Origin of the sequence: Dactylosporangium sp. NPDC051485, assembly GCF_040682015.1 — a bacterium.
Taxonomy (GTDB): domain Bacteria; phylum Actinomycetota; class Actinomycetes; order Mycobacteriales; family Micromonosporaceae; genus Dactylosporangium.
On record NZ_JBFAZW010000038.1, the window covers coordinates 21,245 to 45,970 of the forward strand.

Below are 24,726 nucleotides of genomic sequence, written 5' to 3' on the forward strand. Positions count from 1 at the left end.
TTACTTGGGCCAGGTGCTTTCGATGTAGTCCAGCGTCTGCTTGGTGTCCTTGGTGCCGTTGATCCAGTCGGTCATGCCGGTCCAGAAGGACTTCGAGCCGACCTGGGCGGGCATCAGGTCCGAGCCGTCGAACCGGGCCACGGTGGCCGAGTCCTGCAGGATCTGCACCGAGAGCTTGTCGATCGTGCCCTGGACCAGGCTCACGTCGAGGCTCTTGTTGGCCGAGATCCAGTCGCCGAGCTTGGCCTTGCTGTTGGCCCACTCGCCGGAGGAGAGATAGGTCTGCACCTTCACGACCTCGTCGCGGTCCGAGAACGCCGAGACGAACTCGCCACCCACGAGGACCGGCTTGCCCTTGGACGGGTCCACCGGCGGGAAGTAGAACGCGAAGACGTCACCGTCGGGGCCGACGTTCGTGCCCTTCGGCCACTGGTTGGAGTAGAAGTTGGCCTGGCGGTGCAGGCCGCACTTCTTCTCCTTGACCGGCAGGCCGGCCTCCTGGAAGGAGGTGGTCACGATGGTCTTGGGATTGCCGACGTACTTCGGGTTCTTGAGGATCGACGCGGCGCGCTCAGCGGCCGAGAAGATCTTCGGGTCGTTGAACGGGATCGTGTGGTTGACCCACTGGTCGTACACGTCCGGACCCTGGTCGCGAAGGACGATGTCCTCGATCCAGTCGGTGGCCGGCCAGCCGGTGGCGTCACCGGACTCGATGCCCGCGCACCAGGCCTGGATGCCGCTCGCCGCGATGTCGTCGGAGAGCTTGATCATCTCGTCCCAGGTGGTCGGGACCTTCCAGTTCTTCTCCTTGAACAGGCCCGGGGAGTACCACACTAGGGACTTCACGTTCGCGCCCAGCGGCACGCCGTAGATCTTGCCGTCCACCGTGGTGTACTTCGCCCAGTCCTTCGACCAGTTCTTGTCGAGGTTGGCCTTGACCGGAGCCGGCAGCTCCTTGAGCTTCTTCGTCTTGGCGAACGAGGAGAGCAGGCCCGGCTGCGGGAAGATCGCGATGTCCGGCGGCTGGCCACCGTCGGAGCGGACCTTGATCTGGGTCTCGAACTCGCCGGAGCCCTCGTAGTCGATCTTGATATTGGTGCAGTCCGAGAACTGCTTCCACGACTTTTCGAGCTTTTCGGCCTCGGCATCACGGATCGTGGCGTAGATGGAGACGTGCTTGGTCTTGTCGACCTTGTACTGCGCGAACGGCGCGCACTCGGGCTTGTCGGCGTTGTTGGAGCCGGAGCCACTGTCGCCACTGCCGCAGGCGGATGCGGCGAGGGCCAGCGCGGCTACACCGGCGAGCGTGAACGCTCGACGCCGCCTCGAGAGGACGGCCATGGTTAGCCTCCTTTGGCTATACCCGGTCCGCGGCGAACCTCAACCCGCGTACCCGGCGTGTGGGGTGTGCCTGTGTTCCTGGATGTAAGCGTTTGCAAGGTTGGTTTGTCGAGCCCTTCGGGCGCTTTGATCGATAACGAGTTAGCAACACGACGGACATGTTGCCGTTGCCCGCCGCGTTGCCTAGCCTTCCGCGTGTGGCTGACGTTCCACCGCCCGTCAGCATGGAGGACGTTGCCCGGCTCGCGGGTGTGTCGACCGCGACCGTGTCCCGAACCCTCCGCGGGCTGCCCAACGTCTCCGAAGAGACGCGCGACCGCGTGCTGCAGGCCGCGGCGTCGCTGTCGTATGTCGTCTCACCGATCGCGTCGCGCCTGGCCAGTGGGCGGACCCACACCGTTGGCGTCATCGTGCCGTACGCCTCCCGCTGGTTCTTCGGCCAGATCGTGGCCGGCGCCGAGTCCGTGCTGCGCGAGCACTCGCTCGACCTGCTGCTGTACAACATCGGCGACATCCCGGCCCGCCAGCGCTTCTTCGGCGCCCTGCCGCTGCGCCGGCGCGTCGACGCGGTGCTCACGGTCGCCATGCAGTTCACCGACTCGGAGATAACGGACCTGCTGTCACTCGGCGTGCCGATCGTCGCGGTGGGCCACAAGGTGCCCGGCGCCGGCTGCGTCCGCATCGACGACGTGGCCGCCGCCTCGGCCGCCGTGCAGCACCTCCTGGCCCTGGGCCACCGCCGCATCGGCATGATCTCGACGTTCAATGACCAGAGCATGTTCCTGCCGGTCGCCCACGCCCGGCGGCGCGCGTACGCCGACACCCTCGCCGACGCCGGCATCCCGATCGCCGAGGAACTGGTCATGTCGGTACCGCACGGCCTGGACGGCGGCGAGCAGGCCATGCGCCGCCTGCTCACCCTCGCCGACCCGCCCACCGCCGTCTTCGCCGAATCGGATGAACTCGCCTTCGGCGCCCTCAGCGCGCTGCGCCGCACCGGACGTCACGTATCGGTCATCGGCTTCGACGACCACGAGCTGAGCGCCTTGCTGGACCTGACGACCGTCCGCCAGCGCGTGTTCGAACAGGGCGTCCTGGCCGCCGGCATGCTGCGCCGCGCCATGACCGCCGGCACCTGGACCCCGGAGGAACTCCTCATGCCCACCACCCTGGTGCTGCGCGCCTCCACCTGGCCGGTCGCGGTTAGGACCACCGAGCCCGGGTAGGTCGCCGGTCGCCAGTTTCGAACCACGATCCGGTGACCCACGGGGGTATGCCATGACAGCCGAGATGCCACAGTCGCCCATGACCTGGGACCAGCCCGACGACGAGATGGACGAGCTCGCCGGACCGGACTCGGACCTCCTCGAGGAGGACCCGGACCAGGCCTCCAAGACCGACTTCTTCTGGGAGGACGACGAGGAGTAGTGCGGACCACGTTCTGGACGGGGGTATCTCGTTTTTGCGGCCCCCCGAGGCCGTGCTAGGGTTACCTCCGTTCAGCCGGGCGCCGCTAGCTCAACTGGCAGAGCAGCAGACTCTTAATCTGCGGGTTGTAGGTTCAAGTCCTACGCGGCGTACTGTTCCTCCTGTTTGCTTCGCTGCACGCCGGGGGAGCTTCGCTCCACCCGAACCCCCTCAACACCGCGAGGGGGTTCTTTTGCGAGTGGACGTTTTCTGAGTCCAAGCGCCTCAGGCGCAGCGCTCGATCGCCAAAGACCGCCGCCCTGCGCGCCTTCCATTCCGCCAGTTGGCGAGTCCGGCGCACCCCGGGCTAGCGTTTCGGTCTCGCCCGGGTGCCAGCCCCATCGGGGTCGGGGTCGGGGTCGGGGTCGGGGTCGCAAGCGGATGTAGTGAGCATCACGGGACTCGGAAGGCACCGTCCGCTCGGGCATGCCTGGCAGTCGATTTGGTCAATTGTGTGCGGTGGATCTTCGTTTGTTCGGGATTCCAGCGGGATCATTCTCGGGTGGAAGAGCTGACGGTTTCGCGGTGGCGCAAATACGGCAAGGACCGGTTGTACGTCTCTACGCTCGGCGGCGTGCGGGTGGGCTGGCACGACCTCCTGACAGACGAAACAAGCGTGGAGGCAACCGCTGACCGCAACGCCGTGATGGCGGCAATCGTGCACTGGCGGGAAAACGCCTCGCCCACTGCCGAAAAGATCGTCGTAACTCAACGTGAGGCTGTGCCTCCCGCCGCCGAGCCGGCGTTGGGAGATCCTCTCACCGCCATTAAGCCGCACGAACCCACCGCCATGGATGTCGAGACGGCGTCAACGAGCACCGAGTCCACAGCGCCGCAGACGTCGCCGCCGAGCTGCCACGACCCCGCGGCGGCCGTCGAAGATTGGGAGGACCTTGCGCTACGCCGTGCCGGCGCCGAGGCTCGCGAGCAGGCTGTCGCACTGCGGCAAGCGGCGCCGGTAAAGACGTTCCTCGCACGTGTCCTCCGCGTGCATACCGACGAGCGGGCCTGGCGCATCGGCGCCGATGGTGAGGAGAAGGTCGCCCGACAGCTCGCCATCCCGATCGAGCGTGATCCCCGCTGGCGGGTGATCCACGCGATTCCGGTCGGGGATCGCGGCAGCGACATCGACCACCTTGTGATCGGGCCGGGCGGCGTCTACTCGCTGAACGCCAAACACCATCCCGATGCGAAGGTGTGGGTTGGTGGGAACACGGTCATGGTCAACGGACAACGCCAGCCCTACATTCGTAACAGCCGACATGAAGCCGAACGGGCAAGCAAGCTCCTGGCTGCAGCAACAGGACAGCCTGTAGTCGTCACCGGAGTGCTCGTCATCGTGGGCGCCGACGACCTCGTCATCAAGCAGGCACCCGACGACGTCCACGTCGTCAACCGCATGCGGCTCGGCAAGTGGCTGCAAGCCCGGCCGGACGCGCTCGACGAGACCACAATCGAGGCGGTGTTCCAGGCAGCCCGACGATCAACGACGTGGCGCCCACAAACACAGAATGCAACCCAACCCAAGTCCTGAGCCGCGGCATCGTCCATACAGCCAGCCGCCTCCCCTATTGCATCGCAGGCAGGGCGTGACCGTAGGTGATCATGGCCGCAGCGATCTGCGGGTGCCCAACTTTCCATCACCACGCGGGGCGAGACGCCGACAAGTAGCAGCAGCGTCGCGCAGGTGTGCCGCAGATCGCTCGAACCCGGTGGGCCGGACGATGCAGAATGCGAACACCATCACGGTCGTGGGTTGCCCGTTATCGACCCGTTTGGTCAGGTGACTGGCCGAGTAGCGCCCGGTGCCGCTGCCCGCAATGCCCAACCAGCCGGGCGGGTGTACTTGGTGCTGCGCGACGTCCGCATCGAGTTCGCCGCGGGTGTGGCTACGACCGACACTCGTCGTGAGTCGTTTGCGTCAATGTGCGGTGTCGGCGGCCTTGCCGGCGAGGGCGTCGGCCATCCGCCGGCGGAGCAGTTGCCGCTCGTGGCGCGTCGGCGCGAGGTCGGCGGCGTGTTCGAGCTCTTCTGCGGCCTCGGCCACCCGACCCAGGCGGATCAGGATGTCGGCGCGGACGGCGCCCAGCAGGTGGTAGCGGGCCAGGCGCTTGTCGTCCCGGATCGCGTCGATCGCCACGAGGGCCGCCTCCGGCCCGTCCGCGTAGAGCAGCGCGACCGCACGGTTCAGGTCGACGATGGGTGAAGGGGCGACCTGGGCGAGTGCGTCGTACAACGCGACGACCCCGGCCCAGTCGGTCTCGGCGAAGGTCCTCGCGCGGGAGTGATGGGCGGCGATCGCGGCCTGGATGGCGTAGGGCCCGAGCGGCCGGCCGAGCTTGGCCGCGCGGTCGAGCATCGACAGCCCGTGGGCGATGAGGATGCGGTCCCAGCGGGACCGCTCCTGGCTGTCCAGCAGGACCGGTGTTCCGTCCGGCTCGGCGCGGGTGGCGAATCGTGACGCATGCAGTTCCATCAGCGCCAGTAGCCCGAACACCTCCGGCTCCGTCGGCAGCAGGCCCGCCAGCACCCGGCCCAGCCGCATCGCCTCCTGGGCCAGGTCTCGGCGAACCCAGCCGTCGCCGGAGGACGCGGAGTAGCCCTCGTTGAAGATGAGATAGACAACCTCGAGTACGGCACCGACCCGGGCCGGCAGCGTGTCGGCGCCGGGTGGTTCGAACGGAACCTGCGCCTCGCTGAGGGTGCGTTTGGCCCGCGAGATCCGTTGGCCGAGCGTCGCCGAGGGAACGAGGAACGCCCGGGCGATCTCGTCGGTGCTGAGACCGCCGATGAGCCGCAGGGTCAGCGCGACCCGCGCCTCCCGGGGCAGGATCGGATGACAAGCTATGAAGATCAGCGTGAGTACGTCGTCGGAGATCGGGTCGGGCAGGTCGTCGGCGACGTCGGGCGTGTACGGCTGCGCTTCCACCGCGATCAGTGCGGCCTTGCGACGGCCCGCTTCCTCGCGGCGCGCCCGGTCGATCGCCTTGTGCCGGGCCGTGGCCATCAGCCAGGCGCCCGGCCGGGGCGGGATGCCCTCGGCCGGCCACTGCTCCAGCGCGGCAACGAACGCCTCGGAGGCGAGGTCCTCGGCGACCCCCACGTCCCCAATCTGGCGGGCGAGGGTGGCGATCAGCCGGGGCGCCTCCATCCGCCAGAGCGCCTCGATCGTACGCCGCACGTCCATCGTCATCCGTCTTCCCGGGGCGCTGGGCTCCCATCGTCGACGCTGGCGGCGACGAGAGTGGCATCGAAGTCTGCCATTTCATAGAACGGCCGGATCTCGAGCACCTGATCCGCGCCGTACCGCGGGTCGTACGGACATCTCTTGGCCCACTCGACGGCCTCCTCCAGCGAGCGGACCTCCCAGATCCAGTAGCCGGCGATGAGTTCCTTCGACTCCGCGAACGGCCCGTCGACGACCGACGTGCCGGTCTCGGTGAAGACCACCTGTGCACCCTTGGCGCTGGGCTGCAGTCCCTCGCCGCCGAGCATGATGCCGGCGTTGACCAGCTGCTCGTTGTACACCCTCATCTGCTCGAACATCTCCGCCGTCGGCGTGCCCTTCTCCTCGTTCGCGCCGGCGCCCTTCGTCATCACCAGAACTCGCATGTCGTCTCCTCCTGTCTCCGCGCTTCCGCCTGCTCCGCGTAACGCTAGCGTTAGCGGGCGCTGGTCCTGGCCAGGACGTCGGCGAGAAGCTCGACGTCGACCGCCTGCCCTTCGCTGATGTCAGCGGTCTTCCGCTCGCCGTTGCCCAACGACCGCAGAACGCCCTTGACGGGATCGATGCCGCTGGCATTGAAAATCAAGAATGAGATCTTGCCCCGCGCGACGTGGATCGCTGCCACGTGCTGACCGTCGCTGGCGAAGTGCGGCTTGCCGTACTCCAGCCGCTCCTCGACGTCCGGGACCGTCCGATGGACGAGCTGCCGAAGCTTCTCGCACACCTCGACCTGCCATGGCAGTCCCCGGTTGATGTAGGTCGTTACATCGTCGTTCATGTCGATCTCCTCAGGTATTGGTCCTCGTCATCGTGCCGGCTCGCGCGTCACCGACACGCTCCGGTGCGACTCGTCAGATCAGCTGACCGGGCGGTAGGTGACCACGACCACGCCGTTGTCGAACGTGGTGGAGTCGACGAGCTGCAGTGCGGTGGCGCTCTCCGGCCGGAACAAGGGCTCGCCGTTCCCCTTGATCACCGGGTAGATCCAGACCCGGTACTCGTCGAGCAGCCCCGCCGCGGCGAGCGCGTCGGTCAGGCGGCCAGTCCCCCAGATGAGGATGTCCCCGCCGTCGCGCTCCTTGAGTTGCGTGACCTCGGCGACGAGATCGTCCCCGGCGATGACCGTCGCGGGTCCCCACGCGGTGGTGTCCACCGCACCGTTGGCGACCACGTACTTCGCGATGGAGTTGACGTGGTCGGCGTAGGGGTTGCCGCCCATGCTCGGCCACGCCTGCGCCATCCCCTCGTACGTCACCCGGCCGAGCAGCAGGGAGTCCGCCTTGAGCGTCATCGTGAACGCGTACTGCTGGGACCGCTCATCCAAGTACTGGAACGTCCACTCGTGGGGGTTGTCGATGTAGCCGTCGAGGGTGGCGTAGGTCGAGGCGATGATCTTGCGCACGGAACTCTCCTGCGGGTATCTGTCCGGGCTGGCCGGGGTCGCGGGGCTCGCTTCCGTACTGACTTCGAACAGGACAGGGCGGCTTCGACAACCGGCCGACAAGTTTTTTTCAGGAGCTCGACGAGCCACCCCAGAACGCGGCCGACGGCGTACGGCCCCCATCCAGCCGCTGCCGTGGGCCTTTGCATGTCGGGCCGCCGCGCCACCGCCGACCCGGTGCGCGGGCCCGGGTCTGCTCCAGCCCAGCGAGGACAGACCCGGGCCCTGCGAAGGCGCACACCGCCACCCCGCCTACTCCCAGCACACCCGCGTCAGCGCGCTGGCGTCGGATCGGCGACGCTACCCAGCGGTGGCGTAGACCCCGGGGTCGGACGGACGGGTCACGTTTACGGTGTCGCGCCCATCGCGCCCACAACCTGTCGGCTCACCGTGGTGTACCTGATTGTGGTGCCGCGAGACAACCCGGGACGGTACCCGTCGCGGAGGACCACCTCCCGCTCGCCGATCACTTCCCCGGTCGAGGAGTCGAAGATCAGCTCTACCCGGGTGTTACCGCCTTCGGTACTGGTGACCGCCACGCCCTGGCGACCGTCCAGATTCGCCGTGTCGGCGGCCAGGCGTACTCCTGGGATCAGGGCTGCCGCGCTGAACAGCGCGGCCCGCAGGTCGGCCGGCACGATCCCGGAGCGCAGAATGTCCCCGACCAGGACGAACGCCTCCTGGTCGCGGCTACGGCCGTGCCCGGCCGAGTCGTGGTAGATGCGGTCCAGCAGCCGCGTCGGGTTGCGGGGAAGGTCCGCCATGAACTGTGGCGTCGGCATCTGCCAGCCGCCGTGGGCGAGGCGCCGCTCGATCTCGGCAGGGCTGAGGTGGTAGACGATCGCCCCGTCGGCGTCCCGCGGTTCGTCGTCGATCTTGTGCGCGCCCTCCGGATAGAACAGGCCCGCCGGGGCCTTACGCACTTCGGGAGCGCCCGGAGACCGCTGGTCGTCACATTGCTCGATCCTGGCCTTGTCTTCCGGCCGGAAGTACTGTCGATCCAAATCGTAGGTGGAACGGCTCATCCACTGGTCGGTCCAGTTATGTGGTACCCATGTTTCGGCAACGCTGGTGCTGAGATACGAGACTCCTCCACAGGGACCGCCGCTGAAGCCAACCAGCGCGGCGCCCGCCCTTCGGATGTAGAAGAACTGACCGTCGCGCAGCGCAGGGTCGCTCGCCCGCAGTGCCGCCTCCGCGGCCTGGTTGAGTTCCGCGGCCGCGGCTTCATGCCCGACAACCGGCTGTCCGTCCCGCGTTACCAGCGGCTCGACTACAACTAGGCCGGTCGCGACCGCGCCGACAAGCACAGCCGCCAACCCGAACCGTACGGCACGGCCACCAGCGCGTACACCGATCCTCCCCAACACCCCGGGCCTCCACGACGCGCTCGACCAGCGGTTCCGGACGCCTGCTGGGGTGGTATCGGCACCGGACGGCAGTGCCGTGAGTACGTCCTGTCGTATCCGCCGCAACGTTGCTGGATCCGGCTCAGCCATGGCTTCCCGAAACTGCCGGACCATCGTGATGTCATCCATCCCCGAGCATCTCCTTCGCGGTTTTCTGAGCGCTCTCCCGCTGCGCGGCGCCGGTCTCGCCCCGCACCGCAAGGTCCTCCCCCTGCACCACGTCGAGAAGTGGGCGTAACCGCTTTCGGGCGCGGTGCAGGCGGGAACGGACCGTCCCGACCGGAATGTCCAGTACCCGGCTGATCTCGTCGGGGCCCATGTCCGCCCACGCATACAGCAGCAGCACATCGCGCTCGCGACCCGGCAGGTCGGCGAGAACCGCGGCGAGCCGGCGGGACGACCTGTTCGCGTCGACCCGGCTGGCGACCCGTTCCGCCGGACCGGGATCGGTCACCGGATCGGTGCCGGTGCGCGCCAGGGCTCGCAACAATCGGGCCTCGTCGCGGTGGTGCCTCCGCAGCAGGTTGGTTGCGATGCCGAAGAGCCAGGCACGCGCCTCGGCTCGAGCCGCGTCGTACCGGTCGCGCCGTTCGAACGCGACGAGAAACGCCTGCGCGACGAGATCCTCTGCGGTGGGGTCACCCACCCGTCGAGCCAGGTACCGATGCAGTGCCGCGGCATGCCGGTCGAACAGGACCCCGAAGTTCTCTCGTACCTCGGCCGACCGCGTGATCAGTTCCGCATCGGTCCGGATACTCGCCTCCGCGGGAGAGTCAGAAGCCGAGGTACCGTCAATAAGCGTCACACCTGTTCTTGCCCGATCGGCGAAACCCCGTTCGCCCAGCCGTCAGGCCCTGAGTTTCCCGAACGTCACGGCTGCGTCAGGGTCTCGGCGTGCTCCCGGTGCTGCCGCGTGGCGAACTCCAGCAGCTCGATCATCCCGGTGAGGACCGCGTCGTCGAAGCGCGCGAGGAACGCGTTGCCCTCGGTGACGACCGGCCCGTAGATCTCGCCGACGGCACGCTGCGCAAGCTCGGTCGGACGCACCGTGACCCGCCGGCGAACGCAGTGCTCATCGACGCCCGAGCCAGCGCAGCGCCTAGCGCGGTAGGCTTCTTGATATAGCCGGTTCCGAGGATCAGGTGCGTGCAGTCGTCGCAGAGTACGAGGCGACCAAGAAGGCCGCGCTCGCAAAGCGCGACGCCGCGCTGCGCGCCTTCCACGCCGCCGGCTGGCGAGCCGTTGACCTTCAACGCGTGACCGGGTACAGCCGCGAGACGACGGAACCATGCTGCTCCGACTCTGGCCCCAGCTCTGGCTACCGCTCAAGGTTCGCCGCCTCTGGGAGGACCGCTTCCCCGAACTCGCCGAAGCCCGGAACGCAGCGGCCTGAGATGGACCCGTTCCACGAGCGGTTGGCGCGACTCGGGCTGGCCGCCGCTGACCGGTTCGGGTTCGCGCTTGCCGGCGGATACGCCGAACTACGCCGCCGGTGTCTCGTCGACGCGCTTGCGGGCCGTCGGCACGAGACGAGCGCGCCGCACTGAGTTCAGGCGGGCAGCTTGGCCGCGACCACGTCGGTGAACTCGAACGTCGGCGGTGCCGCCAGCAGCTCACGCATCGACTCGTCCTCGATGCGCACCCGCCCCGCATCGAGGTGGAACTGCCGCCCCGCCTCGTGCGGGAATACGTCCACGACCGCGAACGTCGTCGGGCCCAGCCGCAGCGCGAGCCAGGCGGTGGTGTCCGGCTCTCGCAGTACCGCATCCAGGCCCGACCGCAGGCGCGCCTCGACCTCGCCGTCCCGGCCGGGCTTGGCCTCGATGCGGACGAGCAGCCCCTTGGTGACCGTGCTCATGCTTGGTACGTCCCTTCTCATAGGATCGCCAGGACGGCGTCGGCGGCCCGGCGGGTGCGTTCGGTGGCGCCCGTCTTCGCGACGACCACCATGCCGATGAACGAGCTGAGCAGCAGCGTCGCCAGCTGGCCCGGGTCGCGTCCGGCAGCGAACTCCCCGGAGCGCTGGCCGTCCTCGATGGCCACGCGGAAGGCATCCTCGACCCGGCCGAACATTCGGTCCACCAACGCCGCGGCCACCGGATCGCCGGTGAGCTCGGCCGCGGTGTTGACCGCCAGGCAGCCGCGGGCCGGGTCCGGTGCGTTCGCGAGGTGCAGCAGCGCCGCGCGGACGCGTTCCCGGGCCGGCCCCGGTCCGGTGAGCGCCTCGGTCAGGGCCGCCGCCCGCATGTCGGTGTAGCGGGCCAGCGCGCGGTCGAACAGCGCCCGCTTGCTGTCGAACGCGTTGTACAGGCTGCCCTTGCCGATACCGAGCTCCGCCACCAGGTCCTGTGGTGTGGTGGCCCCGAAACCCTTGCGCCAGAACAGGTCCATGGCCTGCTCGACGGCCGCGTCGGGGTCGAACGCCTTCGCTCTGCCCATACCCCGAAGGTAGTCATTTTGTACCTCCAGGTCAAGAAAAAGGGCTCGCGGTGGTCTCCCAATCTCGCAGTGGTCTTCGTCAGGGCTTGCGGGCGACGCCGGCCCAGATGCTGATCCGGCTCGGGTCCACAGGGTCGCTCGCGTCCTCCGGTCGCCATTGCGAGACCAGGGCGACCCCCGGGTCGACCAGTTCCAGGCCGTCGAACAAGGCGGTGAACTCGGCACGGTCACGCGGCCAGACGTCGCTCAGGCCGGCGTCGAGCATCTGCTGGTAGGCGGCCCTCTCGTGCTCCGGCAAGAAGTCCAAGGTGAAATGCGTCGCGGCGAGGTAACTTCCGGAGGGAAGCTCGTCCAACAGCCGCTTGACGATGGTCCGGGCTTCTCCCGGTCCGGAGATGAAATGCAGGACGGCGATGAGCATCAACGCCACCGGCTGGTTCAGGTCAAGGGTGTTCCGCAGTTGCGGGGCGGACAGAATGGCCTGCGGGTCGCGCAGATCTGCCTCGATGTAGTTGGTGACTCCTTCGCCGCTGCTGGTGAGCAGGGCGCGCGCATGGGCCATGACCAGCGGGTCATTGTCGACGTACAGCACCCGGCTGTCCGGCGCGATGCGCTGGGCCACCTCGTGGGTGTTGTCCTCGGTGGGCAGGCCGGTGCCGATATCGAGGAACTGCCGGATGCCGGCCTCGGCGGCCAGATACCGGGTCATCCGGCCGAGCACGTCACGGTTGGCGCGAACCCCGGCACGCATACCGGGAAACTTCTGCTCGATCGCGTCAGCGGACTCGCGGTCGGCGGCGAAATTGTCCTTACCACCGAGCCAATAGTTGTAGCGCCTGGCCGGGTGCGGCACCGACGTATCGATCACTGCCGGCGTGGGCTCTTGCTCGGTCACGGCGTCTCCTGTCGACGACCGACGATGCGGACACCCGCACTGTAGTGGCTCGAAGGGAACGAGAGACACAGCGATTAGGGTCGCGCAGGTGGACGTGTATGTCCGGCGTGCTGACGAGCTGGCCCAGGCCGTCGCCGCACGCTTCGCAGAAGAAGGCTTGGTGTTCGAATACGAACTCCAGCCGTACGGCGGTGGGTGCATGGCGCACGTCGACCTCGCTGACGACGACGGCTTCATTTTCACCGTGGCGCGAATCGATCCATACGGTTGGATCGAAATCCTCGATCCCGGGGACTATCACTTGCCACCTACGGCCCTGCTGCACTATGCCCTGCTGCGGGCGCGCGGAGCTCGACCCGGTGACGCTTGGGACACGGCATTGAGAGCTGATCCCGATGGCAAGCGGCGGACAGGCCGCCATCGCACCCCCAAGTAGCGCCCATCCTTCACGGTCTCGCTCAGCTCGGCGCTACTGACGGTTGTGCCGTGGTGGTGGTTCGGGGCCTGGACCCGGCCGGGTCCAGGCCCCGAGTTCGGATCAGGTGATGTCGGCGCGGTCGAGGGCGATGTTGAAGCCTGAGCTCGCGCTGTTCTTGGTGCCGGTGTTCACGATGGTGATCGTGTGGGCGCCGGACGTCAGCGCAGCGCTCGTCCACACGACACCCGACGCGTTACGCGTCGAGGCGTAGTTGTCGACGCGCTGTGCGGTGCCGCCGTCCACCGATACCGTCATGATTCCCTGGTCGACGTCCCGTACCGCGTGCAGCGCGACCTGGGTGCCGGTGAACCTGAATCGTGCGGTGGCGGCGCCGGTGTTGCTGTGGTTGGCGGTACCGGCGTACATGTCGGGGATTCTGGGGGTCAGGCCCCATGCGGCGTCGTAGTCGAACTGCAGGTTGCCGGTGCCGGTTTCGTTGCTGTCGACGATCACCTGCGAGGCGGCGGTGATGTCGGCGCGGTCGAGGGCGATGTTGATGCCGGAACTCGTACTGTTCTTCGTGCCGGTGTTGACGATGGTGATGGTGTGCGATCCGGATGCCAGCACAGCGCTGGTCCACACCACGCCTGACGCGTTACGCGCCGGGGCGTAGTTGTCGACGCGCTGCGCCGGGCCGCCGTCCACCGACACCGTCATGATCCCCTGATCGACATCCCGCACCGCGCGCAGCGCGACCTGCGTACCGGAGAACCGGAACGTCGCCGTCGCGCCAGCCACGTGACTCCAGTTCGCCGTGCCCAGGTACATGTCCGGCACCCCCGAGGTCACGCCCCAGTTCGCGTCGTACTGGAACTGTCCCGGACCCGTACCGGTCACGTTGGCATCCACGATGACCGGGCCGCTGCCGGTGCCGGGCAGCGCCACGCCGTTGGGCGACAGGACCAGCCAGTACGCGTCGGCGCCCGCCTGGAAGGTGGCCGGCAGGCTGATGCTGCCGCCGTTGATGGTGACGTCGGCGTCGCTGACCGTGACGGGGAGGGACAGCGGCGTCGAGTCCGGGATGCGCCGCAGGGTCGCGTGCACCTTGCCCGACGACGTCAGCCACGGCACCGAGCTGAAGCCGTTGACGGTGATGGTCGTGGTGCCGGTCTGGTTGCTGTTGTTGCCGATCAGGATGTTGGCCTGGGCCGTGGTCTGGTCGGTGGCCGCGGCGGCGGCGATGGCGCGGTTGCCGCTGGTGGTGCTGACGAGGTTGCCGGTGAGGCCGGCGTAGGCCCGGTACGTCCACCACTGGCCGGTGGGGGCGGCGTTGCTGCCGCTGCCGGCGAGCACGTCGTCGAGGGTGCCGGCGAAGCAGCAGGTGTTCCAGATCGCGTGGGCGGCGGTGGCGACGTTGGACTGGGCGAAGCGCGACAGCCACCACGCGGTGGTTCCCGCAGTCTGCTGCTCGTTGAACAGGTATTCGTTGACCGACTGCGGCAGGGGGCTGATGCCATGGGCGCTGACCAGGCTGGCCGCGTCCTGGGAGTCGGTCACCGGGTCGGTGCCGAAGTGCCAGTTGAGGACGGTCGGGAGGGTGCCGTCGGTCTTCGTCCGGCCGAGGAACTGGTCGAGGAGGGTGTGGTTGTAGCCGCTGTACGACGGTCCGACGATCACCGCGGAGGGAGCGAGCCGGCGGATCTCGCGTACCGCGGTGTCCCACATCTGGAAGTACTGGGTGGTGTTGACGCCGCGCGGCCAGAAGCTGGTGCCGTCGGGCTCGTTCCAGATGTCGTAGGCGACGTTGGTGAGGCCGGATGCCTGCACATCGGCGACGGCCTGGTCGATGAACGCGATCCAGTTGGTGCAGTTGCCGTTGTCGCAGGGGTAGACGGTGCCGGGCGGCGCGTCGAACCCGGGGGTGTACACATCGGACAGGAGCAGGTCGTAGCGGGCGTTGTAGGGGCTTGTGCCGACCCGGCGCGCCTGGCTGAGCGCGGAGGTCATGCGGGCGCGGTAACCGGGTCCCGCGGTGTAGTTGTCGCCGATCCAGCCGTTGCCACTGATACCGGCGCCGCCGCCGCGGAACAGGGTCGGCTGCAACGGCTGCAGGAGGTTGTCGGCCGGTCCGGAGCCGTCCTGGGTGAGGCCGTACAGGAAGCCGGCCCCGGCGTGGGTCGGGGCCTTGACCGTCTGGGCGAGGTTGACGGTGACGGTGGTGTCCGGCGGGTTCGCGTGGGCCGGTGACGTCACGGACGCCACCAGGCCGGCCGCGAGTACGCCGCCCAGGGCAATCCATGCCGCACGGGCGGCCAGACGGCGGCCGGACCGGGAGTGTTGGTTCATTGCACCTCCATCTTCACTGCAGGGAGATCTGTGCATCGTCGCGGACGAGCACCGGGATGTGATCGAGCGGTGCAGCGATGTCGACCCAGGCCCCGCCCGGATGGCGGTGGCCGGTGTCGGTGTCGGTCCATTCGGCGCCGGCCGGCAGGTAGACCCGCCGGTGGCGGGCGCCGAATTCGGTCACGGGGGCGACGAGGAGATCCGGGCCGAGCAGGAACTGGTCCTCGATCTCCCACGCGACCGGGTCGGTGGGGAACTCCAGGAACAGCGGGCGCATCGGCGGGATGCCGGTGGCGGTCGCGTGATCCATCTGTTCGAGCAGGTACGGGGTCAGCCGGGTGCGCAGGTCGAGTGAGGAGCGCATGACCGTGTACGCCTCGTCGCCGTAGCTCCACAGTTCGTTCGGGCCGCCGCTGTGCCCGGCCCCGTCGCCGTGGTGGGGCTTGCGGTGGCCGTGCATGCGCAGCAGCGGGCAGAAGGTCGCGTACTGGAACCAGCGGATCATCAGTTCCCGGAACTCTTCGGACTGCGCGTCGCCGCCGTGGAAGCCGCCGATGTCGGTGGTCCACCATGGGATGCCGCTGACGGCCACGTTCAGGCCGGCCCGGATCTGGGCGGCCAGGGACTCGAACGTCGTCGGGATGTCGCCGGACCACAGCGCGGCGCCGTAGCGCTGGCTGCCCGCCCACGCCGACCGGGTGAGCGAGATGACCTCGTCGTGGCCGTCGGCGCGCATGTGCTCGAAGATGCCGCGGGCGTGTTCGCGCGGGTACAGGTTGGCGACCTCGCGGCCGGGTCCCGCCGCGAAGACCAGGTTGGCGTGCTGCTCGGGGTAGATCTCGGGCTCGCACGCGTCGAGCCAGAAGATCTCGATGCCGTGCGTGACATAGTTCGCGCGCAGCTTGTCCCACACGAACTCCCGCGCGCGGGCGTCGGTCGCGTCGTAGAACGCGACGCCGAGCGACTTGCCGTGGAAGCCGATGTCGGAGAACCGGTGATGGAACGGTACGCCGGACTCGGCGCCGACCAGCAGGCCTTCGTTGTGCATGTGGTCGTAGTTGTCGCTGAGCGGGTTCACCGATGGCCAGACGGACACCATGACCCGCATGCCGAGGTCGGACAGGGCCTTGACCATCCCGGACGGGTCGGGCCACGCGTCGGCGTCGAACCGCCAGTCACCCAGGTGCGTCCAGTGGTAGTAGTCGATGACGATGACCGACACCGGGATGCCTCGGCGCGCGTGCTCCTGGGCGACCTCCAGCAGCTCGGCCTGGTTGCGGTACCGCAGCCGCGACTGCCACAGCCCGGCCGCCCACCGGGGGAAGACCGGCGGGTGCCCGGTCGCGTCGGCGTAGTGCGACAGCACCTCCTGCGGGCTGTCGCCGGCGGTGATCCAGTAGTCGATCTGCCGCGCCGAGTCGGCGACCCACCGGGTGCCGTTGTCGGCCAGCTCCACCCGGCCGACGGCCGGGCTGTTCCACAGCAGGCCGTAGCCGCGGTTGGACACGGTGAACGGGATCGACACCTCCGCGTTGCGTTGCACCAGGTCGAGTACGAGGCCCTTCTGGTCCAGGCGTCCGTGCTGGCGCTGGCCGAGTCCGAAGAACCGTTCGCCCGGGTAGGCGGCGAAACGCTGTTCCAGCCGGTAGTAGCCGTCGCCGTTGGCGGCGAACAGTCGCGGGCCCGGCCACGCGAAATGCGCGGCCTGCTCGCGCAGCAGTTCGGCTCCGTCGGTGTTGCGCACGAACCGCAGCCCGCCGGTACGGTCGAGTTCGACGGTCAGCTTGCCGACGACCAGCCTGCGGATGCCGTCCGGGTCGGGCTCGGCGAGGTGGGCCTCGGTTGCGGCGGGCGCAAGTTCGAGCGCTCCCGGCACGTTGTCGGTGATGGTGTGCCTGGCCGCACGGACCCGCACGCTGTCGCCGCCCCACGGTTCGACACGCAAGACGTGCTCGGCGTTGTGGAATTCCAGGGCAACCTGACGGGAGGTGGTCACAAGTATCTGCCTTTCCAAAGGGTGGTGCCGCGACGTGGGTTGTCGCTAGTCCTTGACGGCGCCGCTGGTCACGCCGGCGGCGATGTATCGCTGCGCGACGACCAGGAGGACGGCGGCCGGTGCCGAGGCCAGCACGCCGGTCGCCATGACGGAGTTCCAGCTCGTCGTGTTGACCCCGGCGCCGATGAAGTTGTAGAGCGCGACCGAGATGGGCGTCGCGTGCTCCGCGCCGAGGTTGAGGGTGGACGCGAAGAGGAAGTCGCCCCACGCGAACAGGAACGCGAACAGACCACTGGTGATCAACGCGTTGCGGCTCAACGGGAGGACGACGGAGACGAGGGTGCGCAACCGACCCGCTCCGTCGATTGTGGACGCTTCCATCAGCTCGCGCGGGATCGAGGCCATGAAGGCCCGCAGGATCAGCACCGCGAACGGGACCGCCAGCGTGCTGTCGGCCAGAATCAGGCCCTGCACGGAGTTCAGCAGCCCCAGCGGCCGGAAGATCCGGTACAGCGCATTGGCCATCACGATCCCCGGGATCAGCTGAGCCACCAGCAGGAACAGCATGATGCTCTGGGCTGCGCGGGTCCGCAGCACGGCGAGCGCGTAAGCGCCAGGCGCGGCGATCAGCAGCGTGAGCAGCGTGGTTCCGCCGGCCACGACCAGCGACGTCCCCAGGTGCTCGCCGCCCAGGCTGATGGCGTCGCGGTAGCCGTCCAGGGTGCCGCCGATCGGCAGCCAGTTCGGCGACGGCAACGCGATCTGGGCATTGGTCTGCAGCGAGGCGTTGACCATCCAGTACAGCGGGAACAGCATGATCGCGACGAGCAGGACCCCGACGCAGGTGCGCACCCAGGACGTTCCTCGTCCCCGTCGAGCAGCCGTAGCAGCCATGTCAGCGCACCTCCCCCTCGGCGCGCAGCGTGCGCAGGTAGACCAGCGACAGCCCGAGACACACCAGGATCAGCACGTTGCCGACCGCGGCGCCCTGGCCGAACTCCGACAGGCCGCCGAAGGACAGCTGGTAGCCGTAGGTGGTCAGATTCTGTGTCGCGTTCGCCGGACCGCCCTTGGTCAGGACCCAGATGACGTCGAAGATCTTGAGCGTGTAGATGAGGCCCAGGGTCGTCACGACCAGCAGAACCGGCCGCAGCATCGGCAGCGTGATGTACCAGAACTGGCGCAGCTTGCCCGCGCCGTCCATGGCCGACGCCTCGTACAGGTCCGGCGAGATGGACTGCAGTCCGCCGTAGAGGATCACCATGTTGAAGGGCACGCCGATCCAGATGTTGCACAGCAACACTCCGACCATCGCGGTGTCGTAGTCGGTGAGCCACGGGACCGGGGTGTCCACGACATGCAGGCCGAGCAGGATGTGGTTGATGATCCCGTTGTTCGTGTCGAGCATCCAGCGGAACACCGTGCCGGACACCACCAGCGGCAGCAGCCACGGCACCAGCAGCAGCGAGCGCAGCAGCGCGTTGAGCGGGAAGGTGCGCACGAAGAAGACCGCCAGCGCCAGCCCGATCGTCAGCTGGAAGACGATGGAGAAGAGCGTGAAGACGATCGTGTTGCCGACGGCGGTGCGGAACACCGGATCGCCGAAGATCCGCCCGTAGTTGCGCAACCCGATGTAGGGCGCGTCGCCGGTGTACAGCGACGCCAGGGTGAAGTCCTGCAACGACACCTGCACGTTCTTCGCCAGCGGATAGACGAAGAACAGTACCGAGAACGCGAGGACCGGCCACAGAAACGGCAACGCCGACGCCCGGCGGCGCCGGGGCCGCGCCTCGCCCACCCCGCCGGGGGTGGACAAGGCACGGTTCGATCCGATCGTGACGCTCACGACGTCAGCCCGCGGCCTTCGCCTGCGCCTCGTCCAGCGCGGCCTGCGGCGTCGACTTACCCGACAGGACGGCCTGGACGGCGGTCCACAAGGCCTCGCTGTACTTGGGGTACTTCGGCCCGAGCTCCGCCGTGCGTCCCTTGGCGCCGGCGATCTCGTCGACGAACGTCTTCATCGTCGGCACCTCGGTGGCGATCTTCGCGGCGGCCTGCTGGTTGGCCGGCACGTAGTTCACCTGCTTCGACCACGTGGCGGCGTTGTCGGCGGAGGTCATGCACTTGATCACCTCGACGGCCTTGGCCGAGTTCTTGCCCTGCGAGGCGGCCCAGACCTCACCACCCAGCGGGCTCGACGGCGTGCCGCCGGCGTCGGGGACCGGCATGGTCACGATGCCGAAGTCGACGTTGGTCTTGGCCAGCACGGGAAGCTGCCATGGCCCGTTCACCATCATCGCGAGGGTGCCGTTGGCGAACTGCTCCTCGACGTTGCCCTGGTTCCACGTCAGGACGTTCTTCGGCAGGGAGCCGGCGGTCATCATGTCCGCGACCAGTTGCAGGGACGCCACCGCCTGCGGCGAGTTCAGGGTCTTGAGGTCGCCGCCGCCGCTGAGCAGCAGAGACTCGAACTGGAAGCTGCCCTCCTCGGTGGCCGGCAGCGCCATGCCCAGGCCGAACTGCTTGTTGCCCTTGGTCAGCTTGGCCGCGGCGTCCTTGAGCTGCGACCACGTCTTCGGCGGCTGCAATCCCGCGTCGGTGAACAGCTTCTTGTTGTAGTACAGCGCGAGCGCGTTGACGCCGGCCGCGAGGCCGTACAGCTTTCCCTGGTACGTGCTCGCGGCGACGACGTTGGGGTAGAACCCTTCGGTCGTCAGGCCGTGCGAGGACAGGTCGACCAGCGCGCCGGTCGCGGCGAGCTGGGCCAGGTCGGGGTTGTCGACCAGGACCAGGTCCGGCAGGGACTGGGCGCCGGCCAGCTGCAGCAGCCGGGTCCGCAGGTCCTCGACCACCTGCCGCTTGATCGTGACGCCGACCGTGGACGCGCACGAGTCCAGCAACTGGCCGAGGGCGGCCTTGTTCGGCTCGGTGCCGTAGTAGTCCATCTCGGTGAGCGTGACGGAACCGTTCTTCTGCGCGTCGTCGCCGCTGCAGGCGCTGGTGAAGGTGAGAGCGGCGGCCGTGAGCGTCACCGCTGCGACACGCCACCGCCGTCGTGCTGATACGCGATCAACCATGTTCGTCTCCTCGGTTGTCGAAACAGTTCGACTCCCCGGACCGTAGGGTACATCGCGCCTACCGAGCAATCACGTGTTACGTGATCGTTACATGGGGGGTGGCGGCCTGTTTACGACGCGCAGCACATGTACGCTTCTGTCGAACAGTTTCGAGGGAGTGGGCATGGCGGCGAGCGTCAAGGACGTGGCACGGCACGCCGGAGTCTCCGTCAGCACGGTCTCGTATGTGCTGTCGGGAAATCGGCCGATCTCGGAGGGCACGAAGCAGCGGGTCCTGGCGAGCATCGAGGCGCTCGGATTTCAGCCCCACGCGGGCGCCCGCTCCATCCGCGCCGGCGCCACCGACATCTTCGCGCTGGTCATGCCGATCGATCGTGATGTACGCGCCGACGTCCAGATGCGCTTCGTGCTCGGCGTACTGCGCGCGGCCCGCGCCAAAGGGAAGAACCTACTGCTCCTGCCCGCCGAGGACGGTGTCGACGAGCTGACCCGGCTCACCGCCGGCTCCGCCGTCGACGGAGTCCTCGCGATGGAGGTGCAGGTCCACGATCCGCGCGTACCCACCCTTGCCAACCTGAGCAAGCCGGTCGTGCTGATCGGCACGCCGGAGGATCCTCAGCATCTCGCCCACGTCGACTTCGACTTCACGGCCGCGGGTGCGCTCTGCGCCCGATACCTCGCCGACCTCGGCCATCAGTCGATCGCCTACCTCGGCCAACCCGCCGAGACGTTCGACCGCGAAGCCGGCTACGCCGTACGAGCCCGCAACGGGGCTCTGCAAACGCTGCACGAACGCGGGATCCACGGCGTCGTCGACCTGCCGGTCGAACTGGGACGCGACGGGGCATCCGAGGCGATCGAGCGCATGTTCCGGATCCAGTCGGAAACGACCGGCCTGATCATCTACAACGAGCAGGCCCTGACCCATCTGCTGCTGCGACTCGAAGAGCTTGGCATCCGCGTGCCGGCCGACATGTCGATCGTCGCCATCTGCCCCGAGGCCCAGGCACTCGACGCCCATCCGCCCGTATCCAACGTGTCCCTGCCCGCCGCCGAACTCGGTACCGTCGCCGTCGACCACCTCCTCCAACTCATCGACGGCCGCAGCCCCGAGCCCGTCGTCCTGCCTCCCACCCTGGTGGCTCGCGGCACCGCAAGTCGCCGGAGCGTTCCCCGCCAGTGGTAACCCAGCACCTGCCGACGGCTAACCGCCATCCGGCGCACGCCGGTCGTGGGCGCGGATGGAGTCCACGCCGCGCAGGGTCTTGAACACGTCCGGGGTGGCCCAGCCGCGCAGTGTGGCGTGGACGGCCGAGTTGAAGGTGTGGTTCGCGGCGGTGTTGTCGAGCGCCCCGGCCAGTTCGAGGGCCACGAGCCCGTGCAGCGTCACCCAGAGGGACAGGGCGATGGCGGTCGGGTCGCCGGCGAGCACGGACGCCGCCAGCGATGACAGCGACGCGCCTGCGGTTCTAAGTGGCCTGCTCCCGGGAGCACCACCACGTCGTGCGGCCGCCGACCGTGCCCCGGTGCATCGGGGCGCCGCAGCGGGGGCAAACGCCGCCGGACCCGCGGGCCGCGACCACCCGCAGGGTGTGCACGCCGCCGCCGGACAGCGCCGATGACAGCGCGGTGCGCAGGCCGCGCCGCAGCCGGTCCACCTCGGCCCTGGTCAGCTCGTCGACCGGCCGGGCCGGGTGCACCTTGGCCAGCCAGAGCGTCTCGTCGGCGAGGAGGTTGCCGACGCCGGCGAGCGCCTCCTGGTCGAGCAGGCGGGCCTTCACCGGCGCGGTGCCGCGAGCCAGCGCGGCCCGGAACTGGGCGGGCGTGATGTCCAGCGCGTCGGGGCCGAGCCGCTCCACCGGCGGGTCCAGCCGCACCCGGCCGAGCCGCCGCGGGTCGATGAGCAGCAGCCGGGTGCCGTCGGCGAAGTCGAGGGCGAAGCGGGTGAACCGGTGGTCGCCCTGGGCCCGGCCGCGCTCCCAGTAGTCCCCGCCGTCCACCTCGCCGCCGTCGGAGGAGGCGAACACGATCCGCCCCGACATGCCGAGGTGGATGCCGAGCGTCGGGCCGGAGGTGTCGCACCACAGGGACTTGCCGCGCCGGTTCGCCGACGTCAGCGTCAGGCCGGTCAGCGCCGCGCGGATGTCCCCGGGTGCATGCGGCCGGCACACCCACGTGTCGGCGTCGTCGACGTCGACGATCCGCCGCCGCAGCGCGTGCCGCTCGAGCACGGCGCGGGCGGACTCGACCTCCGGCAGTTCGGGCACGCAGGCCAGGCTAGCCCGAGGGCCGGGATAACCCGGGCCAACCCGAGGGCCGGGGTAAGCAGGGCCCGGGTAACCTGACCGGGATGCTGCCCGTCGTCGCCGTGCTCGACCAGGTCGTCGCGGCCGTCAGGCACGGGAAGGCGGCCGTGCTCGTCGCGCCGCCCGGCACCGGCAAGACCACGCTCGTGCCGACCGCCCTGGCCGACGGGCTCGATCAGCGAGTCCTGGTCGCCGAGCCGCGGCGGATCGCGGCCCGGGCCGCCGCCCAGCGGATGGCCCAGTTGCGCGGCGAGCGGGTGGGCGAGAGCGTCGGGTACTCGGTGCGCGGCGACCGCAAAGTCGGGCCGAAGACCCGGGTCGAGGTGGTCACCACCGGCCTGCTCGTGCAGCGCCTGCTGGCCGACCCGGAACTGCCCGGCGTGGGCGCGGTGATGATCGACGAGTGCCACGAACGGCACCTCGACACCGACCTGGCCACCGCGTTCCTGATCGAGGCGCGCGAGGCCCTGCGGCCCGACCTTGGGCTCCTGGCCGCCACCGCGACCCCCGACGCCAAGCTGCTCCAGGCGACGACCATCACCACCGACAGCCCGCTCTTCCCCATCGACGTACGCTGGGCCCCGGCGGGCGGCCGGGACATCGTCGAGCACGTCGCCCGGACCACGAGGCAGGCGTGGCGCGAGACCGAGCACGACATCCTCGTGTTCGTCCCGGGGGTCAAGGAGATCGAGGGCGTACGCCGGAGCATCCCCGACATCCCCACCGTCCCCCTCCACGGAAGGCTCCCGGCGACGGCCCAGGACCAGGCGCTCACCGCGGGCAAGACCCGCCGCGTGATCGTGGCCACCGCCGTGGCCGAGAGCAGCCTGACCGTCCCCGGCGTGCGGGTCGTGGTCGACTCCGGCCTGGCCCGCGTGCCGCGCATCGACCTCGCCCGCGGCCTCGGCTCGCTGGCCACCGTGCGGGTCTCGCGCGCGGGCGCGGCGCAGCGGGCCGGGCGGGCGGCCCGGGAGGGGCCCGGCGTGGTGTACAAGTGCTGGTCCCCCGCCGACGACGAGCGGCTGCCGGCCCACCCCGAGCCCGAGGTGCGCACCGCCGAGCTCACCGGCTTCGCGCTCGCCCTGGCCTGCTGGGGCAGCCCCGGCGGGCGCGGCCTGGCGCTGCCCGACGCGCCGCCCGAGGCCGCGATGAGCGTCGCCACCAGGACGCTGCTGGCGCTCGGGGCGATCGGCGCGGACGGGCGGGCGACCGAGCGCGGGCGGCGCATCGCCCGGGTCGGCGCCCACCCGCGGCTGGCCCGGGCGCTGCTGGACGGGGCGCCGATCGTGGGCGCCCGCAACGCGGCCGAGGTGGTGGCGGTCCTGGCCGAGGACTCCTTCGCCGCGGATGACATCGCGGCGGTACGGCGGACCACCGACCGCTGGCGGCAGGAGGCCCGCCTGCTGTACCGCATGATCGAGAACCCGGTCGAGCAGGAGACCAGCGCCGACCGCGCGGCCGGCATCATCGCGGGGCTGGCCTACCCGGAGCGCATCGCCCGGCGCCGCCGCGACGCCTACCTGATGGCCGGGGGCACCGAGGCCGACCTGGCGCCCGGCTCGCCGCTGCAGGGCCACCCGTGGCTGGCGATCGCCGCCGCGGACCGCCCCGCCGGCCGGGTCAACGCCCGCATCCGGCTGGCGGCGGCGATCGACGAGGACATCGCCCGCGAGGCCGGCGCCGCGCTGCTGTCCACTGTGGACGAGGTCACCGCCGCCGGGGTACTGCGCGTGGAGCGCCTCGGCGCCATCGTGCTCGCCAGCAGGCAGGTCGGCGCCGCGCCGGCCGAGCTGGCCGCGCAGGCGCGCCGGGAGCGGCTGCGCAAGGAGGGCGTGCCGTGGACGCCGCTGCGCCACCGGCTCGGCTTCCTGCACCGCGCGGTCGGCGCGCCGTGGCCCGACGTGAGCGACGAGCCCCTCATCGAGCTGATGGCGGACGGCACCGACGTGCACACCGCGCTGCAGGCCCGGCTGCCGTGGCCGGAGGCGAAGGACCTCGACCGGCTCGCCCCCGAGCGGCTCGCGGTGCCCAGCGGCTCGGCCGTCCGGCTCGACTACGCCGACCCCGAAGGCCCGGTGCTGGCGGTGAAGGTGCAGGAGATGTTCGGGCTCGAGCGCACGCCGGAGGTCGCCGGCCGCCCGGTCCTGCTGCACCTGCTCTCCCCCGCTGGCCGCCCGGTGGCGGTCACCCGCGATCTCGCCTCCTTCTGGCGCACCGGCTACCTCCAGGTCCGGGCCGAGCTGCGCGGCCGCTACCCCCGCCACCCGTGGCCCGAGAACCCGTCGGCCGCGACCCCGACCCGCCGGACCAACCCCCGCAAGTAGCCACACGGAGCCCCGCGACCCCGACCCGCCGGATTAACCCC

At 69.4% G+C, this 24,726-nt stretch carries 25 protein-coding genes and 1 tRNA gene; 8 read left to right on the forward strand and 18 right to left on the reverse strand.

Features of this window, described 5'->3' with window-relative positions; all coding sequences use genetic code 11:
- A complete protein-coding gene (locus AB0M46_RS22265) occupies positions 1-1,341 on the reverse strand; it encodes an ABC transporter substrate-binding protein (protein WP_363338794.1) in 1,341 nt (446 codons plus the stop codon).
- A gap of 197 nt (positions 1,342-1,538) precedes the next feature.
- On the opposite strand from AB0M46_RS22265, the gene AB0M46_RS22270 reads away from it, so the two are divergent.
- From AB0M46_RS22270 to AB0M46_RS22285, 4 genes are all read left to right on the forward strand, one after another.
- Positions 1,539-2,567: a LacI family DNA-binding transcriptional regulator gene (locus AB0M46_RS22270; protein WP_363338796.1), complete on the forward strand. Its 1,029-nt coding sequence runs from the start codon at positions 1,539-1,541 to the stop codon at positions 2,565-2,567.
- Between the two features lie 52 nt (positions 2,568-2,619).
- Positions 2,620-2,769, forward strand: a complete 150-nt coding sequence (locus tag AB0M46_RS22275; protein ID WP_363338798.1) for a hypothetical protein — start codon at positions 2,620-2,622, stop codon at positions 2,767-2,769.
- Between the two features lie 79 nt (positions 2,770-2,848).
- Positions 2,849-2,921 (forward strand) — tRNA-Lys (locus AB0M46_RS22280).
- 389 nt (positions 2,922-3,310) lie between these two features.
- Positions 3,311-4,342 (forward strand): nuclease-related domain-containing protein, encoded by a 1,032-nt coding sequence (locus tag AB0M46_RS22285; RefSeq protein ID WP_363338800.1) that lies wholly within the window; start codon positions 3,311-3,313, stop codon positions 4,340-4,342.
- Between the two features lie 387 nt (positions 4,343-4,729).
- On the opposite strand, the gene AB0M46_RS22290 is transcribed toward AB0M46_RS22285, so the two are convergent.
- The 7 genes from AB0M46_RS22290 to AB0M46_RS22320 all read right to left on the reverse strand — a co-directional run bounded on the left by AB0M46_RS22290 (position 4,730) and on the right by AB0M46_RS22320 (position 9,931).
- Positions 4,730-5,995 carry an RNA polymerase sigma factor gene (locus AB0M46_RS22290; RefSeq protein WP_363338802.1) on the reverse strand — a complete coding sequence of 422 codons (1,266 nt, stop codon included), beginning with the start codon at positions 5,993-5,995 and terminating at the stop codon, positions 4,730-4,732.
- A 2-nt stretch (positions 5,996-5,997) separates the two neighbouring features.
- Positions 5,998-6,420 (reverse strand): YciI family protein, encoded by a 423-nt coding sequence (locus AB0M46_RS22295; RefSeq protein WP_363338804.1) that lies wholly within the window; start codon positions 6,418-6,420, stop codon positions 5,998-6,000.
- A gap of 50 nt (positions 6,421-6,470) precedes the next feature.
- Positions 6,471-6,812: a DUF1801 domain-containing protein gene (locus AB0M46_RS22300; protein WP_363338805.1), complete on the reverse strand. Its 342-nt coding sequence runs from the start codon at positions 6,810-6,812 to the stop codon at positions 6,471-6,473.
- A gap of 78 nt (positions 6,813-6,890) precedes the next feature.
- Positions 6,891-7,436 carry a dihydrofolate reductase family protein gene (locus AB0M46_RS22305; protein ID WP_363338807.1) on the reverse strand — a complete coding sequence of 182 codons (546 nt, stop codon included), beginning with the start codon at positions 7,434-7,436 and terminating at the stop codon, positions 6,891-6,893.
- Positions 7,437-7,822: 386 nt separating this feature from the next.
- Entirely contained in the window at positions 7,823-9,013 is a 1,191-nt protein-coding gene (locus AB0M46_RS22310; RefSeq protein ID WP_363338809.1) for a CU044_5270 family protein, read from the reverse strand.
- Positions 9,006-9,689 carry an RNA polymerase sigma factor gene (locus AB0M46_RS22315; protein WP_363338811.1) on the reverse strand — a complete coding sequence of 228 codons (684 nt, stop codon included), beginning with the start codon at positions 9,687-9,689 and terminating at the stop codon, positions 9,006-9,008. Before AB0M46_RS22315 ends, AB0M46_RS22310 begins: the two co-directional genes overlap by 8 nt.
- A gap of 65 nt (positions 9,690-9,754) precedes the next feature.
- Positions 9,755-9,931 (reverse strand): hypothetical protein, encoded by a 177-nt coding sequence (locus AB0M46_RS22320; protein WP_363338813.1) that lies wholly within the window; start codon positions 9,929-9,931, stop codon positions 9,755-9,757.
- Positions 9,932-10,026: 95 nt separating this feature from the next.
- Between AB0M46_RS22320 and AB0M46_RS22325 the strand changes: the two genes are divergently transcribed.
- Positions 10,027-10,431, forward strand: a complete 405-nt coding sequence (locus AB0M46_RS22325; RefSeq protein WP_363338901.1) for a hypothetical protein — start codon at positions 10,027-10,029, stop codon at positions 10,429-10,431.
- 2 nt (positions 10,432-10,433) lie between these two features.
- Here AB0M46_RS22325 and AB0M46_RS22330 read toward each other — a convergent pair whose 3' ends face one another.
- From AB0M46_RS22330 to AB0M46_RS22340, 3 genes are all read right to left on the reverse strand, one after another.
- Entirely contained in the window at positions 10,434-10,742 is a 309-nt protein-coding gene (locus tag AB0M46_RS22330) for an antibiotic biosynthesis monooxygenase (protein WP_363338815.1), read from the reverse strand.
- A gap of 17 nt (positions 10,743-10,759) precedes the next feature.
- Positions 10,760-11,323 carry a TetR/AcrR family transcriptional regulator gene (locus AB0M46_RS22335; RefSeq protein WP_363338817.1) on the reverse strand — a complete coding sequence of 188 codons (564 nt, stop codon included), beginning with the start codon at positions 11,321-11,323 and terminating at the stop codon, positions 10,760-10,762.
- Positions 11,324-11,402: 79 nt separating this feature from the next.
- Positions 11,403-12,218 carry an SAM-dependent methyltransferase gene (locus AB0M46_RS22340; RefSeq protein ID WP_363338819.1) on the reverse strand — a complete coding sequence of 272 codons (816 nt, stop codon included), beginning with the start codon at positions 12,216-12,218 and terminating at the stop codon, positions 11,403-11,405.
- Positions 12,219-12,306: 88 nt separating this feature from the next.
- On the opposite strand from AB0M46_RS22340, the gene AB0M46_RS22345 reads away from it, so the two are divergent.
- Positions 12,307-12,654: a hypothetical protein gene (locus AB0M46_RS22345; protein WP_363338821.1), complete on the forward strand. Its 348-nt coding sequence runs from the start codon at positions 12,307-12,309 to the stop codon at positions 12,652-12,654.
- Between the two features lie 102 nt (positions 12,655-12,756).
- On the opposite strand, the gene AB0M46_RS22350 is transcribed toward AB0M46_RS22345, so the two are convergent.
- From AB0M46_RS22350 to AB0M46_RS22370, 5 genes are read right to left on the reverse strand one after another with little or no spacing between them, the layout of a single operon-like run.
- Complete coding sequence (locus AB0M46_RS22350) at positions 12,757-14,982, reverse strand: hypothetical protein (protein ID WP_363338823.1); 2,226 nt, start codon at positions 14,980-14,982, stop codon at positions 12,757-12,759.
- Positions 14,983-14,995: 13 nt separating this feature from the next.
- Positions 14,996-16,978 carry a TIM-barrel domain-containing protein gene (locus AB0M46_RS22355; protein WP_363338825.1) on the reverse strand — a complete coding sequence of 661 codons (1,983 nt, stop codon included), beginning with the start codon at positions 16,976-16,978 and terminating at the stop codon, positions 14,996-14,998.
- A 45-nt stretch (positions 16,979-17,023) separates the two neighbouring features.
- Positions 17,024-17,830 (reverse strand): carbohydrate ABC transporter permease, encoded by an 807-nt coding sequence (locus tag AB0M46_RS22360; RefSeq protein WP_363338827.1) that lies wholly within the window; start codon positions 17,828-17,830, stop codon positions 17,024-17,026.
- A 43-nt stretch (positions 17,831-17,873) separates the two neighbouring features.
- Positions 17,874-18,824 (reverse strand): sugar ABC transporter permease, encoded by a 951-nt coding sequence (locus AB0M46_RS22365; protein ID WP_363338829.1) that lies wholly within the window; start codon positions 18,822-18,824, stop codon positions 17,874-17,876.
- Positions 18,825-18,828: 4 nt separating this feature from the next.
- Positions 18,829-20,010 (reverse strand): ABC transporter substrate-binding protein, encoded by a 1,182-nt coding sequence (locus AB0M46_RS22370; protein WP_363338831.1) that lies wholly within the window; start codon positions 20,008-20,010, stop codon positions 18,829-18,831.
- 208 nt (positions 20,011-20,218) lie between these two features.
- Here AB0M46_RS22370 and AB0M46_RS22375 point away from each other — a divergent pair, with 208 nt between their 5' ends.
- Complete coding sequence (locus tag AB0M46_RS22375; RefSeq protein WP_363338833.1) at positions 20,219-21,241, forward strand: LacI family DNA-binding transcriptional regulator; 1,023 nt, start codon at positions 20,219-20,221, stop codon at positions 21,239-21,241.
- A gap of 18 nt (positions 21,242-21,259) precedes the next feature.
- Here the strand turns inward: AB0M46_RS22375 and AB0M46_RS22380 are convergent, their stop codons facing one another.
- Positions 21,260-21,508 (reverse strand): TetR-like C-terminal domain-containing protein, encoded by a 249-nt coding sequence (locus tag AB0M46_RS22380; protein WP_363338899.1) that lies wholly within the window; start codon positions 21,506-21,508, stop codon positions 21,260-21,262.
- A gap of 16 nt (positions 21,509-21,524) precedes the next feature.
- Positions 21,525-22,322, reverse strand: a complete 798-nt coding sequence (locus tag AB0M46_RS22385) for a DNA-formamidopyrimidine glycosylase family protein (protein WP_363338835.1) — start codon at positions 22,320-22,322, stop codon at positions 21,525-21,527.
- 83 nt (positions 22,323-22,405) lie between these two features.
- On the opposite strand from AB0M46_RS22385, the gene hrpB reads away from it, so the two are divergent.
- The gene (hrpB, locus tag AB0M46_RS22390) at positions 22,406-24,685 is read left to right on the forward strand and encodes an ATP-dependent helicase HrpB (protein WP_363338837.1); all 2,280 of its coding nucleotides are present in this window, start codon (positions 22,406-22,408) and stop codon (positions 24,683-24,685) included.
- Positions 24,686-24,726 lie beyond the last annotated feature (41 nt).